The organism is Roseinatronobacter ekhonensis, assembly GCF_900499075.1.
Classification (GTDB): domain Bacteria; phylum Pseudomonadota; class Alphaproteobacteria; order Rhodobacterales; family Rhodobacteraceae; genus Roseinatronobacter; species Roseinatronobacter ekhonensis.
Map to the genome: position 1 here is coordinate 63713 of NZ_UIHC01000005.1, position 15528 is coordinate 79240.

At 62.2% G+C, this 15528-nt stretch carries 15 protein-coding genes; 9 read left to right on the plus strand and 6 right to left on the minus strand.

Annotated elements, in window-relative coordinates; translation table 11 throughout:
• Positions 1–14: 14 nt before the first annotated feature.
• Positions 15–1457, minus strand: a complete 1443-nt coding sequence (locus tag ROE7235_RS03735) for an NAD(P)-dependent oxidoreductase (protein ID WP_121093325.1) — start codon at positions 1455–1457, stop codon at positions 15–17.
• A 202-nt stretch (positions 1458–1659) separates the two neighbouring features.
• Between ROE7235_RS03735 and ROE7235_RS03740 the strand changes: the two genes are divergently transcribed.
• The 4 genes from ROE7235_RS03740 (at position 1660) to queG (ending at position 5041) form a co-directional block, all read left to right on the plus strand.
• Complete coding sequence (locus ROE7235_RS03740; protein ID WP_121093326.1) at positions 1660–2463, plus strand: undecaprenyl-diphosphate phosphatase; 804 nt, start codon at positions 1660–1662, stop codon at positions 2461–2463.
• A gap of 42 nt (positions 2464–2505) precedes the next feature.
• Positions 2506–3255 carry a monofunctional biosynthetic peptidoglycan transglycosylase gene (gene mtgA / locus ROE7235_RS03745; RefSeq protein ID WP_121093327.1) on the plus strand — a complete coding sequence of 250 codons (750 nt, stop codon included), beginning with the start codon at positions 2506–2508 and terminating at the stop codon, positions 3253–3255.
• A gap of 64 nt (positions 3256–3319) precedes the next feature.
• Complete coding sequence (gene fzlA / locus ROE7235_RS03750; RefSeq protein ID WP_121093328.1) at positions 3320–3985, plus strand: FtsZ-binding protein FzlA; 666 nt, start codon at positions 3320–3322, stop codon at positions 3983–3985.
• Between the two features lie 24 nt (positions 3986–4009).
• Positions 4010–5041, plus strand: a complete 1032-nt coding sequence (gene queG, locus ROE7235_RS03755; RefSeq protein ID WP_121093329.1) for a tRNA epoxyqueuosine(34) reductase QueG — start codon at positions 4010–4012, stop codon at positions 5039–5041.
• A 60-nt stretch (positions 5042–5101) separates the two neighbouring features.
• Here the strand turns inward: queG and zapE are convergent, their stop codons facing one another.
• Positions 5102–6184 carry a cell division protein ZapE gene (gene zapE / locus ROE7235_RS03760; protein WP_121093330.1) on the minus strand — a complete coding sequence of 361 codons (1083 nt, stop codon included), beginning with the start codon at positions 6182–6184 and terminating at the stop codon, positions 5102–5104.
• A gap of 101 nt (positions 6185–6285) precedes the next feature.
• Between zapE and sseA the strand changes: the two genes are divergently transcribed.
• Genes sseA through ROE7235_RS03775 form a run of 3 tightly spaced genes read left to right on the plus strand, consistent with a single transcriptional unit; the run spans position 6286 to position 8877 of the window.
• Positions 6286–7131, plus strand: coding sequence for a 3-mercaptopyruvate sulfurtransferase (gene sseA, locus ROE7235_RS03765; protein WP_121093331.1), 846 nt, complete (start codon positions 6286–6288; stop codon positions 7129–7131).
• On the plus strand, positions 7128–7688 hold the full coding sequence (locus tag ROE7235_RS03770) for a GNAT family N-acetyltransferase (protein ID WP_121093332.1): 561 nt from the start codon (positions 7128–7130) through the stop codon (positions 7686–7688). The genes sseA and ROE7235_RS03770 overlap by 4 nt, the downstream gene beginning before the upstream one ends.
• Positions 7689–7692: 4 nt before the next feature.
• On the plus strand, positions 7693–8877 hold the full coding sequence (locus tag ROE7235_RS03775) for an amino acid aminotransferase (protein WP_121093333.1): 1185 nt from the start codon (positions 7693–7695) through the stop codon (positions 8875–8877).
• A gap of 50 nt (positions 8878–8927) precedes the next feature.
• Here the strand turns inward: ROE7235_RS03775 and ubiG are convergent, their stop codons facing one another.
• Positions 8928–9677 (minus strand): bifunctional 2-polyprenyl-6-hydroxyphenol methylase/3-demethylubiquinol 3-O-methyltransferase UbiG, encoded by a 750-nt coding sequence (ubiG, locus tag ROE7235_RS03780; protein ID WP_121093412.1) that lies wholly within the window; start codon positions 9675–9677, stop codon positions 8928–8930.
• Positions 9678–9743: 66 nt separating this feature from the next.
• Here ubiG and pip point away from each other — a divergent pair, with 66 nt between their 5' ends.
• Positions 9744–10724, plus strand: coding sequence for a prolyl aminopeptidase (gene pip, locus ROE7235_RS03785; protein ID WP_121093334.1), 981 nt, complete (start codon positions 9744–9746; stop codon positions 10722–10724).
• Between the two features lie 101 nt (positions 10725–10825).
• Positions 10826–12991, plus strand: a complete 2166-nt coding sequence (katG, locus tag ROE7235_RS03790) for a catalase/peroxidase HPI (protein ID WP_121093335.1) — start codon at positions 10826–10828, stop codon at positions 12989–12991.
• Between the two features lie 58 nt (positions 12992–13049).
• Here the strand turns inward: katG and ROE7235_RS03795 are convergent, their stop codons facing one another.
• The 3 genes from ROE7235_RS03795 to ROE7235_RS03805 are packed head-to-tail and all read right to left on the minus strand — an operon-like array spanning position 13050 to position 15456.
• Entirely contained in the window at positions 13050–13697 is a 648-nt protein-coding gene (locus ROE7235_RS03795) for an HAD family hydrolase (RefSeq protein WP_121093336.1), read from the minus strand.
• A complete protein-coding gene (gene rsmD / locus ROE7235_RS03800; RefSeq protein ID WP_121093337.1) occupies positions 13694–14257 on the minus strand; it encodes a 16S rRNA (guanine(966)-N(2))-methyltransferase RsmD in 564 nt (187 codons plus the stop codon). Before rsmD ends, ROE7235_RS03795 begins: the two co-directional genes overlap by 4 nt.
• Positions 14254–15456 carry an NAD(P)/FAD-dependent oxidoreductase gene (locus tag ROE7235_RS03805; protein WP_121093413.1) on the minus strand — a complete coding sequence of 401 codons (1203 nt, stop codon included), beginning with the start codon at positions 15454–15456 and terminating at the stop codon, positions 14254–14256. Before ROE7235_RS03805 ends, rsmD begins: the two co-directional genes overlap by 4 nt.
• Between the last annotated feature and the right edge of the window lie 72 nt (positions 15457–15528).

Genomic DNA, 15528 nt, shown 5'->3' on the forward strand with positions numbered 1-15528 from the left:
GGCAGGAAATTCGGTTATTCGGCAGCAACCTGTGCGGGTGCCGAAAGATAAGTCAGGATGGAGTCGGCAGCTTCGCGCCCGTCGCGGATAGCCCAGACTACCAAGCTAGCGCCGCGCACGATGTCGCCCACGGCCCAGACGCCCGGCATTTCCGTTTCATGCGTGTTGAAGCGCGCCTTGATCGTGCCCCAGCGGGTGACGGCCAGTTCGGGCTGGTCGAACAGCGATGGCATGTCTTCCGGCTCGAACCCAAGCGCCATGATCGCCATGTCGGCGTCCTCGGTATAGTCGGCCCCGTCAATCACTTCGGGGGCGCGGCGACCGCTGGCATCGGGCTTGCCCAAGCGCATTTGCTGCACACGCACGCCCGACAGGTCGCCCGCGTCATCGGTGATAAAGCCCAAGGGAGCGGTCAGCCAGACGAATTCGACACCCTCTTCCTCTGCGTTCTGTGTTTCGCGTCGAGAGCCGGGCATATTCTCGCGGTCGCGCCGATACAGGCATTTGACCGAGGTCGCGCCCTGCCGCACTGCCGTGCGCACGCAATCCATGGCTGTGTCGCCGCCGCCCACGACCACCACGCGCTTGCCCTTGGCATCCAGCGTGCCGTCGTCGAAATCCGGAACCTCGTCACCAAAGCTCTTGCGGTTGCTGGCAGTCAGAAATTGCAGCGCGGGCAACACGCCGGGCGCGTTGGCATTCGGTATGCTCAGATCCCGCGCCTTGTAGACGCCCGTTGCGATCAGCACCGCGTCATGTTTACCGCGAATGGCATCAAAGCTGATATCCTCGCCAACATTGCAGTTCAGAACGAATTCGACACCGCCTTTTTCAAGCTGTTCGATCCGGCGCATGACGACGGGTTTTTCCAGTTTGAAGCCGGGGATACCATAGGTCATCAACCCGCCCGCGCGGTCATAGCGGTCATAGACAGTCACCTGCACACCGGCGCGGCGCAGCACATCGGCCGCGGCCAGCCCGCCGGGGCCGGCACCCAGAATGGCGACCGATTCGGTGCGCTCTGCCGTGGGCGCAATCGGCTGGACCCAGCCTTCGTCCCAAGCTTTGTCGGTGATGTATTTCTCGACCGATCCGATGGTCACGGTGCCATGCCCCGCTTCCTCGATCACGCAATTACCTTCGCACAGGCGATCTTGCGGGCAGATACGGCCACAGATTTCGGGAAAGGTGTTGGTAGCTTGGCTGAGCTCATAGGCCTCTTGCAAACGCCCTTCGGCGGTCAGGCGCAGCCAATCGGGAATATTGTTGTGCAATGGACAATGCGACTGGCAATAGGGCACACCGCATTGGCTGCACCGGCCCGCTTGCTCCGCAGCTTTTTCGCTTGCGTATTCGCCATAAATCTCGCCGAAATCCTCGGTCCGCAGGTCTGGCGGCCGCTTTTCTGGCATTTCTTTGCCAACGGATACGAAACGCAGCATCGGTTGCTTGGCCATTTTCTGTCCTCCAAGGTTCGGAACGGCCTTTTACAAAGGCGCGACGCAAATGAAAAGTCAGCAAAGCTGCCATTTCTGAAGAAAATTTCTTCGCTTGCGCAGAAAGATTAGGAAATTTCTACGATTTTAGGTCAGCAAAGCTGCCTTTAATGTCTGCTTATTAAATCTTGGCACACTAATCCCCGCAGAGTATAGCGGCGCTATGACATTGCTATACCTTGCCATTCTGGCGCTTGTGCAGGGCGTGACAGAGTTTTTGCCGGTCTCGTCCTCTGGCCATCTTATCCTGTTGCCCAAGCTGATGGGCGCGCAGGATCAAGGATTGGCGCTGGATGTCGCGGTGCATGTGGGCACGCTTGTCGCGGTCTGCCTGTATTTTCGGACGGACGTGGCGCGCGCGGTGCGCGGTGCCGGACAACTTGCGCGCGGTCAGCTTGCCAGCCCGGAATCGTTTCTGGCGCTCTGCTTGATTGTCGCAACCATCCCGGTCATGGCCGCCGGCCTTGTGCTGAAGCTGACCGGCTGGATAGATCTGATGCGCAGTATCGCTGTCATCGGTTGGGCCATGATCATCTTTGGCATTGTACTCTATGTCACCGACAAACGCGGCGCACAGACCCGCGCCGCGCCCGGCTGGACACTGCGCCATGCGGTCATTCTTGGCTTGTGGCAAGTGGTGGCACTTATTCCCGGCACATCGCGGTCGGGTATAGTCATCAGCGGCGCTCGGGCTTTGGGCTATGCGCGCCATGATGCTGCGAAACTGTCTATGCTGATGTCGATCCCCACAATTTTGGCCTCTGGCGCGCTGCTGTCGCTAGATGTGATCGGTCAGGCGGATTGGGCTTTGGCACGCGATGCCGCAATCGCCGCCGCGATCGCCTTTGTCGCAGCCCTTGCCGCGCTAGCGCTGATGATGCGGCTGCTGCGATCCGTCAGCTTCACGCCCTATGTGATCTACCGCATGGTGCTTGGCGTGGTGCTTTTGGGCATTGCCTACGGGTGATACCCTCTTGACCGGGCAGGCGCGGCCATGTGTTAAACCCCCATGCCCCGCGCCAAACAGACACAAAAGAAACCTCCCTACCGCACCGGCGCGCCGCACCGTGCCTTTATGGGCGTAGCGAACGCTCTGCGCTGGCTGCGGCGCTGGGTGCTGCGGCTGGCTGCACTGGTCTTGGTGCTGCTGGTCGCCTGGGTGCTGCTGTACCGCTTTGTTGCGCCGCCCGGCGGTCTGTTCATGTGGCAGGAATACCGCCGTTTGGGAGAGATCAGCCGCAACTGGGTGCCGCTGGACCAGATCGCACCCGTGATGGCACGCTCTGTGGTGGCGGCCGAGGACGCGAACTTTTGCCGACACTGGGGGTTCGACATGTCGGCCATCCGCCAGGTGATCGAAGCGGGCGCGATGCGCGGGGCCTCTACCATCAGCCAGCAGACGGTGAAAAACGTGTTTTTGTGGCACGGTCGGGACTGGACACGTAAAGCGCTCGAATCGGGCATAACCCTGATCGTGGAAACCGCATGGCCCAAGACCCGCATTGTCGAGGTCTATCTGAACATGGCCGAATTCGACGAAGGTGTGTTCGGCGTGGACGCCGCCGCGCAGCACTATTTCAACGTGTCGGCAGCTGAACTGAACGCAGTGCAGGCGGCGCGCCTTGCCGCGCTGCTGCCATCGCCCAAGACACGCGATGCTGCCGACCCGTCCGCTTTCGTGCAACGGCGTGCCGCGCAGATTATGGACGGGGCGGCCACAATCGAACGTGACGGGCGCGCCGACTGTCTGGGTGGTTGAACTTGGGACCAGCGCAAGGCAAGAGAGGGAAACCGCCCCGTTTCACAAAGGCATCGCGCAGCCCATGGCCCGTTTGTATCACGTCCCCCTGTCGCCCTTTTGCCGCAAGGTGCGGCTGACCCTTGGGGAAAAGCGCGTCGAGGTCGAGTTGATAGAGGAACGCTACTGGGATCCCAGCCAGGATTTCATGCGCCGCAACCCGGCGGGCAAGGTGCCGATCTTGCGCTACAACGGCACGCATATGTCCGAGAGCCAAGCCATTTGCGAGTATCTGGACGAATCGATCCCCACGCCGCCGCTGGTGCCCAAATCGCCCGAGGACCGCTATGAGATGCGCCGCCTGTGCACATGGTTCGATGACAAGTTCCACACCGAAGTGACCGCAAACCTTGTTTATGAGCGGGTGAACAAGAAGATCAGCGGGCAAGGCTATCCTGATTCGACACGCATCAAGACCGGGTCTACCCGTATCAAGTTTCATCTGGACTATATGGACTGGCTGCTGGGCAAACGCCGCTGGCTTGCGGGCAATGAAATGACGCTCGCGGATTTTACGGCTGCCGCGCATCTTTCCTGTCTGGACTACATAAACGATGTGGACTGGAAACGGTCGAGCACGGTGCATGAGTGGTATGCCAAGATCAAATCGCGGCCTGCATTCCGCACGCTTCTGGCTGACCAGATTCCCGGCTTTCCGCCGCCCGCGCATTATGCCGATCTGGATTTCTGAGGCGTTTTGCGCCATGCCGGACACATGCCCGAAGACCTGAAATCAGAGTTGCTCAACCGCGCGCGGGAATTCGGCTTCACCGCCTGCGCTGTCACGCGCCCCGACGCCATACCGCACGCACCCGAGCGACTGCGCGCTTTTGTCGAGGCCGGTCATCATGGCCAGATGGGCTGGATGGCAGAGCGGATGCACTGGCGCGGCGATCCGACAGCGCTGTGGCCAGAGGCGCGTAGCGTGATCATGCTGGCCGAAGCCTACACGCCGGATCACAACCCGCTGGACCTGCTGGCGCTGCGGGACCGGGGCGTGGTTTCCGCCTATGCACAAGGGCGCGATTATCATGACGTGGTCAAGAAACGCCTGAAACGGCTGGGGCGCTGGCTGATCGAGACAGCGGGCGGCGAGATCAAGGTCTTTGTCGACACCGCCCCGGTCATGGAAAAGCCGCTGGCCGAGGCGGCGGGACTGGGCTGGCAGGGAAAACACACCAACCTTTTATCACGCGAGCTGGGCAACTGGTTCTTTCTGGGCGCAATCTTCACCACCCATGCGCTGCCCCCTGACGCGCCAGCCGAGGAGCGTTGTGGAAGCTGTCGGGCCTGTCTGGATGTCTGTCCGACCAATGCCTTTCCCGCGCCCTACCAACTGGACGCGCGGCGCTGCATTTCCTACCTGACGATCGAGCATCACGGCCCGGTTCCGGAAGAGCTGCGGTCAAAGATGGGCAACCGGATCTATGGCTGCGACGACTGCCTTGCGGTCTGCCCGTGGAACAAATTCGCCGCCGAGGCCCGCGAGGTGAAATATGCCGCCCGCGACGGCATGATCGCGCCCGATCTGGCAGAACTGGCCGGGCTGGATGACGCGGCGTTTCGGGCGCGCTTTTCCGGCTCGCCCATCAAGCGGATCGGGCGGGGGCGCTTCGTGCGCAACGTGCTCTATGCCATCGGCAATTCCGGCACCCCCCGTCTACAGCCCGTGGCGCAAGGCTTGTGCGAGGATGCCGATCCGGTGGTCGCCGATGCCGCAAAATGGGCCGTCGCACAGCTTGGATAGGAACCAAAGGGGGCTGCCGCCCCCCGACCCCCGCGAGTATTTGCGGCAAGATGAAAGAAGTCAGGTTTGCCAGTCGGCGCTTTGCATTTCGCGCAAACGGCTCGCGGTGCGCTCGAACTCGAACGAACCGGCCCCCTCGGTATATAGCTTTTCAGGCTCTGCCGCGGCAGAGGCGATGAAGCGCACGCGGCCCTCGTAAAGCGCGTCGATCAGTGTCACGAAACGCTTGGCCTGATTGTAGTTCCCCGAAGACAGTTGCGGAATGTCGTCGAGGATCAGAACACGCAACGCCTCTGCGATGGCAAGGTAATCAGCGGCGCCCAAGGGCTGGCCGCACAGCTCCCAAAAAGACGCGCGGCCCACACCGTTATGCGCCTTGGCGACCACGACATCGCGGCCTTTGACGCGCAGGCGCAATTCCTGTCCCGGATCATGGCCGGTCAGATCATCCCAAAGCTGCCCAAGGCTTTCGCGCGCCTGCGCGCCGGACGGGGTGAAATACACTTGCGCGCCCGCAAGACGGTGTTGGCGGTAGTCGGTTTCCGCCTCTAGGTGGTGCACTGTCATTTGCGCGTTGAGCATATCAATGAACGGCCGGAACAGCGCGCGGTTCAGCCCATCCTTGTACAGATCGTCGGGCGGGCGGTTCGAGGTGGTGACGATCGCCACTCCCGCCGCCATCAACCGCTCGAACAGGCGGCCAACGACCATGGCATCGGTGATGTCAGTGATCTGCATCTCGTCAAACGCCAGCAGGCGGACCTGCGCGGCCACGGCATCGGCCACGGGCGCAAGCGCGTCTTCGGTGTTGGACTGGCGGGCCTTGTGCATGCCGGCATGTATCTCCTGCATGAAGGCGTGAAAATGCACACGGCGTTTGGGCACATCGCCCGCATGGTCCACGAACAGGTCCATAAGCATGGATTTGCCACTCCCCACGCCGCCCCACAGATAGAGCCCCGGCGCAAACGCGGGCTTGGCACGCCCGAACAACCCACGCAGCCCCCCGGATTTCGGGGCAGATTGGGCCAAATACTCCAGTAAGGGCTGGAACAACGGCATTGCCGCGCGTTGGGCCGGGTCCGGGCGCAGCGTTCCAGTCTCGACCTTGCGGTCGTAAAGCGCGGTCAGGGCATTGCTCATACCTGCCTGAATACGCCATGCGCGCATCCGCGAAAAGCCCTGCTTGCCAGTCTGCGCGGGCCTCGGTAGGTGTTGGAGGACAAATTGCTACGGGGGCTGATATGGACGATCCGAAAACGCTGGTTTCCACCGAATGGCTGGCCGCGCATTTGTCTGACCCCGATCTGCGCGTGCTGGATGCAAGCTGGTATATGCCTGCGTCGGGGCGAAATGCGCGGGCCGAATATGATGAAGCGCACATCCCCGGCGCGCGGTTTTTCGATATTGACGACATCAGCGACCACCGGTCCGAACTGCCGCATATGGCACCGCCGGTCGAAAAATTCATGTCGCGGATGCGCAGCATGGGCGTGGGAGACGGGCACCAAGTGGTCGTCTATGACGGAATGGGGCTGTTTTCCGCAGCGCGCGTCTGGTGGTTGTTCAAGCTGATGGGCAAGACCGATGTCGCCGTACTGGATGGCGGCTTGCCCAAGTGGCAAGCCGAAGGGCGCGCTGTGGAAGATATGCCGCCTGTGCTGCGTGAGCGGCACATGACGGTGCAGCGCCAGCCGCATCTTGTGAAAGACGTGAGCCAGGTTGCCGCCGCCATCAAATTGCGCGACTGGCAGATCGTGGATGCCCGCAGCGCGTCGCGCTTTCGCGGCGACGAACCGGAACCCCGCGAGGGGTTGCGCGCGGGCCATATGCCCGGCGCGCTGAACTTGCCGTTTGGCACATTGCTTCAGGCGGACGGAACATTGAAGCGCGACAAGGACTTGCGCGCGGCATTCGAAGACGCGGGCGTCGATCTGGACCGCCGGATCATCACCACATGCGGCTCGGGCGTGACAGCGGCGGTGCTCTCCCTGGGGCTGGAAGTGCTAGGCCACCGCGACCACGCGCTCTATGACGGGTCATGGTCGGAATGGGGGCTGTTCCCGGATCTGAAGGTGGAACAGGGATGACCACGCGCCGCACCGGGGATACCGTTCCCTATACTGTTACGTTTCTGGAGATGACAGCGCGACCTTCCTATGACTGGCCGCACACACCCGCCGCCATGACCGGAGCATTGCTCAAGGCAGATTCGTCGCCTGTGTGGTATTTCCGCGCGCTTTATGATGCGGTGGGGCGCGACTATGCTTGGACCGATCTGCACGCGTCAGAAGATGCAGAGATCGGCTACTGGCTGGCCGACCCCAAGGTCGCTTTGTATTCGCTGATCGACAAGGGCTGGCCGCATGGGTTTTTCCTGTTGGACTGGCGCGCGGACGACACATGCGAGCTTTGCTATTTCGGACTGGTACCCGGTGTGGTCGGGCGCGGTTTCGGCTCTTGGATGCTGCGCACCGCGATCCTGACGGGTTGGGCGCAAGACGGCGTGCAAAGAATGACCGTCAACACCTGCACACTCGACCATCCACGCGCGCTGATCCAGTATCAACGCCACGGCTTCAATGTCGTCCGACAGGAAGAGCGCACGCGCACCCTGACGCGCGACTGGACCCCTGCACAGGAATAAGCGCATGTTCGAAACCCTGCCCGCCCCGAAGCTGGACGGCATTATCGGCCTGATGCAGGCTTTTGCCGCCGATACGCGTGCGGACAAGATCGACCTTGGCGTGGGCGTCTATCGCGACGCACAGGGGCGCACCCCGATCATGCGCGCGGTCAAACAGGCCGAGGCGCGCATATTGGAGCAGCAAGACAGCAAGAGCTACCTGTCACTGGCGGGCGACGCGGCATTTCTAACCACGATGGAAGCCTTGTTGTTGGGCGGCGCCGTGCCAAGCGCGCGGGTGGCCGCTGTGGGCACACCCGGCGGCACAGCGGCGGTGCGCCAGATTTGCGAGTTGATCGCGAAGGTGCGCCCCGGCGCGACCGTCTGGGTCAGCGCGCAGACATGGCCGAACCATGGGCCGCTGATTGCAGCCGCAGGGCTGAAAGCGCGCCCCTACAGGTATCTGGATGCAGAAGCCGGTGCGCTGGACCGCGCTGGCATGTTCGCCGATCTGGGCGCTGCGCAGGCCGGAGAAGTGGTGCTGCTGCATGGCTGCTGTCACAATCCGACCGGGGTGGACCTGTCGCCGCAGGATTGGGCCGAGATGGGCGCGCTTTTGGAACGCACAGGGGCCGTGCCCTTCGTCGACATGGCCTACCAGGGGTTTGGCGACGGTCTGGATGCCGATGCGGGCGGCTTGCGCCATTTGGCCGCACGCTTGCCCGAAGTATTGATTGCTGCGAGTTGTTCCAAGAATTTCGGCCTCTATCGCGACCGCGTCGGCATTGCCATGGTGGTGGTCCCAGAGGGTCAGCGCGATGCGATGGCAGCAACTCTGGCCGGTCTGAACCGCCAGAGCTTTGCGTTTCCGCCCGATCACGGCGGCCGCGTTGTCAGCACCATCTTGGGCGACCCGATGCTGCGCGCGGTCTGGCTGGAAGAATTGGACGAGATGCGCGCCCGCGTGCAGACCAATCGTCGCGCCTTGGCGGAGGCGTTGCGCGACGCCAGCGGGTCGGACCGCATGGGGGCCGTGGCCGCGCAACAGGGCATGTTTTCGATCCTGCCACTGAGCGAAGCGCAAGTGACCAAGCTGCGCGAGGATGATGGCATCTACATGCTGTGGGACGGGCGGGTGAACATGGCAGGCATGGACCCCTCGCGCGCAGGTGACGTGGCGCGGGCAGTGGCCGAGGTGATGCGCGGGTAAGACAACACGCGCGCCCCGGGCTTGACCCGGGGCCTTGCGGCCGACTGGGTCTACGCCCGTGCCCCCTGCTTCACCGAAGCCGTGACATAATTCACCGACAGATCGCGCTCGGACAGCGACCAGCTCCACCGCAACTTGTCAAAGACAAACCCCGTGCGGTCGACAGGGTCCATGTCGGCGCGGCGCAGTAGGTCATATAGCTCATCCGGGGTGATGAATTTCGACCATTCATGGGTGCCCTTGGGCAGCCACCGCATGACATATTCCGCCCCGATGATCGCCATGACGTAGCTTTTCGGGTTGCGGTTCAGGGTCGAGCAGATCATCAGCCCACCCGGTTTCAACAACTGCTGGCAGGCGGTCAGATAGGCCAGCGGGTCGGCGACATGCTCGACCACTTCCATGTTCAGCACCACGTCGAATTGCTCGCCCGCCGCCGCCATATCCTCTGCGGTGGTGTGGCGGTAGTCGATCTGCAAGCCTTCCTGATCGGCATGGATTTGCGCGACCGGAATGTTGCGCGGGGCGGCATCTGCGCCGACCACATCAGCCCCCAGACGCGCCATCGGTTCCGACAGCAACCCGCCGCCGCAGCCAATATCCAGCAGCCGCAGCCCCTTGAACGGCTGGGACGCGGTCAGATCACGGTCGAATTCAGCGGCAATTTGGCGCGTAATATAGTCCAACCGGCAGGGATTAAGCATGTGCAATGGCTTGAACTTGCCATTCGGATCCCACCATTCAGCGGCCATCGCCTCGAATTTCGCCACTTCGGACGGGTCGATCGTGCTTGTCGTCATGGTCCCCTCGGTTTTTTGCGTTGTGCCCCATGGCGGGCGGGTCTGACAAACTATATAGTCCAGCATATGGACAAGTCAGCCGGACATGATAACGCACACAAGGGTCTTTACCCATATATCGAACCCTATGACCAGCGCTTGCTGGACGTAGGCGAAGGGCATCGTGTCTATATCGAGCAATGCGGCAACCCCAACGGCACGCCGGTAGTGGTCCTGCATGGCGGGCCCGGCGGCGGATGCAGCCCGACCATGCGGCGGTTTTTCGACCCCGAACATTACCGCGTTGTCCTGTTCGACCAGCGCGGATGCGGGCGGTCCAAGCCTTCGGCGTCCACTCATGCCAACACAACCGCGCATCTGCTGGCCGATATAGAGCTGATCCGCGACACGTTGGAGATTTCGCGCTGGGCGGTGTTCGGCGGGTCGTGGGGCGCGACGCTCGCTCTGGCCTATACGCAGGCGCACCCCGATGCCGTCACCCATGTGGTTTTGCGCGGTGTCTTCACTGGCACGCGCGCGGAACTGGACTGGTTCTATGGCGGGGGTGCAGCCCGGTTCTTTCCCGAACTCTGGGCTCAATTCACGCGGCTGATCCCTGATGAGGAACAAGGTGACCTGATCGCAGCCTATTCCAAGCGACTGTTCAGCGGTGACATTCATGAGGAAAACCGCTTCGCCCGCGCCTGGACGCGCTGGGAAAACGCTCTGGCCTCAATTGAAACTCGCGGGCTGCTGGGGGGCGATGCGCCCAGTGACTACGCCCGCGCCTTTGCCCGGCTAGAGAATCACTACTTCTCCAACGGGTGCTTTCTGGGCGAGGATGGCGCGCTGTTGAACGGGCTTTGGAAGATGTCCAATGTGCCCGGGACTATCGTGCAGGGCCGCTATGACATGATCTGTCCGCCCGCGACCGCATGGGAATTACACCGCCACTGGGGCCGCTCGCGTTTGGAAATGGTCGGGCTATCGGGCCACGCGCTGTCTGAACCCGCGATTGCCCGCGAGTTGGTCCGCGTCATGAACCAGTTGCGTCATGTCGAAATGTAGAATTTCATAACTTTACCTTATAAAATCCATCAGAACAAAAAACTATTCCTGATCCTTTTGGCATGTTAGACTCATTCCAGATTTAATCTCTGGAGGGATCAATGGACGGATCAGACAATGCAGGCAAATGCCCTGTCATGCACGGCGCGGTGACCACGACCGGCACGCAAGTGATGGATTGGTGGCCCAAGGCGCTGAACTTGGACATTCTGCACCAGCACGACACCAAGACGAACCCCTTGGGCGAATTCAGCTATCGTGAAGCGGTCAAGGATCTGGATTACGACGCGCTGAAAACCGATATGAAGGCGCTGCTGAAAGACAGCCAGGATTGGTGGCCCGCCGATTGGGGCCATTATGGCGGCTTGATGATTCGCCTCGCATGGCATGCCGCAGGCAGCTACCGCGTGCAGGATGGCCGTGGCGGCGCTGGCACCGGCAATATCCGGTTCGCGCCGCTCAATAGCTGGCCCGACAACACCAACCTGGACAAAGCGCGCCGCCTGCTCTGGCCGCTGAAGAAGAAATACGGCAACAAGATCAGCTGGGCCGACCTGATCATCCTGGCGGGCACCGTTGCCTATGAGGATATGGGTCTGCAAACCTTTGGTTTTTCCTTGGGTCGTGCGGATATCTGGGGCCCAGAAAAGGACATCTACTGGGGCGCCGAAAGCGAATGGCTGGCCCCCGCCGAAAACCGCTATACGGATACCAACGACGCCGCGACGCTGGAAAACCCACTGGCAGCCGTGCACATGGGGCTGATCTACGTGAACCCCGAAGGCGTGAACGGCCAGCCGGACCCGGAGCTGACTGCGCAGCATGTGCGTGAAACCTTCGCCCGCATGGCCATGAATGACGAAGAAACCGTCGCGCTGACCGCCGGTGGCCACACCGTCGGCAAATGCCACGGCAATGGCCGCGCCGAAAACCTTGGCCCGGCCCCCGAAGGTGCCGCGCTGGAAGAAGGCGGGCTTGGCTGGATCAACCACAAGACCCGCGCTGTGGGCCGCGATGCGGTCACGTCCGGGATTGAGGGCGCATGGACCACGCACCCGACCAAGTGGGACATGGGTTATTTCAAGCTGCTCTTCGGCTATGAGTGGGAATTGAAGAAATCTCCCGCCGGTGCATGGCAGTGGGAACCCATCGACATTGCCGAGGAAGACAAGCCGGTCGATGTCGAAGACCCGTCCATCCGCTACAACCCGATCATGACCGATGCCGATATGGGCATGAAGATGGACCCGGCCTACCGCGCCATCTGTGAGAAGTTCATGGCCGACCCCGCATCTTTTGACGATGCCTTCGCCCGCGCGTGGTTCAAGCTGACCCACCGCGACATGGGCCCGCAAGAGCGCTATATCGGCAAGGAAGCCCCGACCGAAGTGCTGATCTGGCAAGACCCGGTGCCCGCTGGCTCCACAAGCTACGATGTGGCCGCTGTGAAAGCCAAGATCGCCGCAAGCGGACTGTCGGTCGGTGACATGGTCGCCACCGCATGGGACAGCGCTCGCACCTTCCGCCAGTCCGACTATCGCGGCGGTGCCAATGGCGCGCGCATCCGTCTGGCCCCGCAGAAGGATTGGGAAGGCAATGAGCCTGACCGTCTGGGCCGCGTGCTGGCCGTGCTGGAACCGATTGCCGCCGAAACCGGTGCTTCGATTGCCGATGTGATCGTGCTGGCGGGCAATGTCGGTGTGGAACAGGCCGCGAAAGCCGCCGGGTTCGACATTGAAGTGCCGTTTGCACCGGGCCGGGGCGATGCCACGGACGAGATGACCGATGCCGACAGCTTCAAGTGGCTGGAACCTGTCGCCGACGGGTTCCGCAACTGGATGAAGAAGGACTATTCCGTCCAGCCCGAAGAGATGATGCTCGACCGGGCGCAGCTCATGGGCCTGACGGCGCATGAAATGATCTGCCTTGTCGGTGGTCTGCGCGTGATGGGCACCAACCACGGCGGCACGGCGCATGGCGTCTTTACCGACCGTGTCGGCGCGCTGACGAATGATTTCTTCGTCAACCTGACCGACATGGATTGGAAATGGGAACCCAAAGGTCGCAATTCCTATGAGTTGCAGGACCGCGCAACGGGGGCCGCAAGGTTCACCGCCACCCGCGCCGATCTGGTCTTTGGGTCCAATTCGGTTCTGCGCGCCTATGCAGAGGTTTATGCCCAAGACGACAATGCCGAGAAATTCGTGCAGGATTTCGTCGCTGCATGGGTCAAGGTGATGAACGCGGATCGCTTCGATCTGGCGTGATCGCCGGTCATATAGCACCGGATAAGGGGCGCGAAAGCGCCCCTTTTTCATGGGCGGATTACAGGGCCAACAGGGCTGGCAAGTCGTCCATACTACGAAACACATGCGCGCCCTCAGCCACCAGCTTCGCGCCATCGCCCTCGGGTGCGTAGCCGAAACAGCGCATCCCTGCCGCCTGTGCCGCGCGCGCGCCGGTGGGGCTGTCTTCGATCACCACGCAATGCGCGGGCGCATGGCCCATCGCCTGTGCCGCGTGCAAAAACAGGTCGGGCGCGGGTTTGGGGCGGGCGACATCGGTGGCGGCAAACACGTTGGTCGTGAACCGTGACGCCAATTCCGGGTGCTGGCCCAAGGTGGTCCGCATTTTCATGTGCCGTCCGTTCGACCCGATGCTATAAGGAATGCCCGCCTGCTCCAGCCGTTCCAGCACGCCGACAATGCCCGCGATCATCGGGGTGCCCCGTGCCAGCACCTCGCAGATGCGCGGATAGAAGGTTTCCACCCAATCCGCCGGCAGGGTCGCCCCCATATCGCGCGCCTGCACGGCAACGCCCGAAATCGTACCGCCAACGAACAGACCCATGATCTGCTCTAGGGGTAGGTCCAGCCCATGCGCGGCCATTTCGTCACGCAGAAAGGAGTTCGTCAATATTTCACTATCGACGACCACACCGTCGCAATCGAAAATCACAAGCTTCGGGGTCACGCGCTATGCTCCAGCATGGTGACATGGGTGTCGCCGTAGCGGCGTTGATCGACAAGTGTGAACCCCTCGGGCGCAGGTTGGGGCAGGCTTTCTTCCCAGACCACGCGTGCACCGGGCTTCAGCCAGCCGCCCGCGACGGCGGATGCCAGCGCTTGCGTGCCCAAGCCCTTGGCATAGGGCGGGTCCAAGAACACCAGATCAAACACTGCACCATGGTTTGCCCCCAAGGTGGTCGCGTCGCGCCGAAATACCTTGGTGCGGCCCATGGCGCGCATCTTCTCGATATTCTCGCGCAGAAGCGCGCGGGCTGTGGCGCCGTCATCTATGAAACAGGCAAAACTTGCGCCGCGCGACAGTGCCTCTAGCCCCAAGGCGCCGGTGCCTGCAAACAGGTCCAGCACCCGAATACCGTCGAACGGGATCGCATCTGCGCCGTTTATCAGCAGATTGAACATCGATTCCCGCACACGGTCCGATGTCGGACGCAGATGTGCTGCCGCATCACCCGCGCCGATCTCGGCCAGCTTCAGCCCGCGATGGGTGCCGCCGACGATCCTCATGCGCTCAACAGAGCTTTAAGGTCAGTCGCAGGGTCGGACAGTGCCGCGGGATCGGGGGAGATCCCCTGCTCTATCATCCGCTTGCCAACCATATATGCGCGTGGATCGCCCAGCGCATCGACCGAGAGCAGCGTATCCCCCTTGAAATACCAATGGCTGCGGGCGGGCGCGGCACGTACAATCACACGATCATAGCCTGCATTCAGCCCGGCGATTTGCAGCTTCATGTCGTATTGGTCCGACCAGAACCACGGCATTGGCACATAGTCGCGGCCCGCACCTAGCATGTTGTCGGCCACGCATTCGGCCTGGTCGATGGCGTTCTGAACGCTTTCCAGCCGCAGCCGCCCGCCTTGCCACGGGAAGGACGCGCAATCGCCCGCCGCCCAGATCGATGGGTCGCTGGTGCGGCCCTGCGCGTCGGTGGCGATGCCGTTATCCAGCGTCAGGCCCGCCGCTTCGGCCAGATCGGTTGCAGGGGCAATGCCGATGCCGACGATCACGAAATCTGCTGGCAGATGCGTGCCATCCGCTAGCGTAACCCCGCTGACGCGGTCGGTGCCGTCGATGCGCGCCAAGGCAGTGTCGGTCAGGATACGCACGCCATGCCCCGCGTGCAGGGCATTAACGGCGGCAGCGGTTTCCGGTGCGGCCACACGCGCCAGAATGCGCGGGGCCATTTCCAGAACGGTTACATCCAGCCCGCGCTTTGCGGCTACCGCAGCCGCTTCCAGCCCGATATAGCCACCACCCACGATGACAACGCGCGCGCTAGCCCGGAACTCCGCCGCCATGGCATTGACATCCGCCAGCCCGCGCACTGTGTAGACACCCGCCAAATTGCCACCAATGCTGGCAGGCAGGTGGCGCGGCACCGACCCCGTGGTCAGCGCCAGCGCGTCATAGGGCAGATGCTCGTCACCCAGCGCCACGGTCTGCGCGGCACGGTCCAGACCGGTCACGCTTGCACCCATCCGCAGGTCAACCGCTTGATCAGCATAAAAAATTTCTGGCCGCAGGAACAGGCGTTCCAGCGCCATATCCCCCAGCAGATACCCTTTGGACAAAGGCGGGCGCTGATAGGGCGGCACAGGTTCTGCGCCCAGAAGGGTGATCCCGCCATCAAAACCTTTGGCCCGCAGCCGCGCCACCAGCGAGGCGCCGGCCTGGCCCGCACCCACGACAACAATTCGCTTCATCCTGCCCTCTTGCCACTGGCCCGCACCGTGCTGCATCCTATATTCAGGGCATAGCAAAAGACAACCAAGAGA

Coding starts and splice junctions, on each gene's coding strand:
- ROE7235_RS03735 (WP_121093325.1), bottom strand. CDS start 1,457: ATGGCCAAGCAACCGATGCTGCGTTTCGTATCCGTTGGCAAAGAAATG.
- ROE7235_RS03740 (WP_121093326.1), top strand. CDS start 1,660: ATGACATTGCTATACCTTGCCATTCTGGCGCTTGTGCAGGGCGTGACA.
- mtgA (WP_121093327.1), top strand. CDS start 2,506: ATGCCCCGCGCCAAACAGACACAAAAGAAACCTCCCTACCGCACCGGC.
- fzlA (WP_121093328.1), top strand. CDS start 3,320: ATGGCCCGTTTGTATCACGTCCCCCTGTCGCCCTTTTGCCGCAAGGTG.
- queG (WP_121093329.1), top strand. CDS start 4,010: ATGCCCGAAGACCTGAAATCAGAGTTGCTCAACCGCGCGCGGGAATTC.
- zapE (WP_121093330.1), bottom strand. CDS start 6,184: ATGAGCAATGCCCTGACCGCGCTTTACGACCGCAAGGTCGAGACTGGA.
- sseA (WP_121093331.1), top strand. CDS start 6,286: ATGGACGATCCGAAAACGCTGGTTTCCACCGAATGGCTGGCCGCGCAT.
- ROE7235_RS03770 (WP_121093332.1), top strand. CDS start 7,128: ATGACCACGCGCCGCACCGGGGATACCGTTCCCTATACTGTTACGTTT.
- ROE7235_RS03775 (WP_121093333.1), top strand. CDS start 7,693: ATGTTCGAAACCCTGCCCGCCCCGAAGCTGGACGGCATTATCGGCCTG.
- ubiG (WP_121093412.1), bottom strand. CDS start 9,677: ATGACGACAAGCACGATCGACCCGTCCGAAGTGGCGAAATTCGAGGCG.
- pip (WP_121093334.1), top strand. CDS start 9,744: ATGGACAAGTCAGCCGGACATGATAACGCACACAAGGGTCTTTACCCA.
- katG (WP_121093335.1), top strand. CDS start 10,826: ATGGACGGATCAGACAATGCAGGCAAATGCCCTGTCATGCACGGCGCG.
- rsmD (WP_121093337.1), bottom strand. CDS start 14,257: ATGAGGATCGTCGGCGGCACCCATCGCGGGCTGAAGCTGGCCGAGATC.
- ROE7235_RS03805 (WP_121093413.1), bottom strand. CDS start 15,456: ATGAAGCGAATTGTTGTCGTGGGTGCGGGCCAGGCCGGCGCCTCGCTG.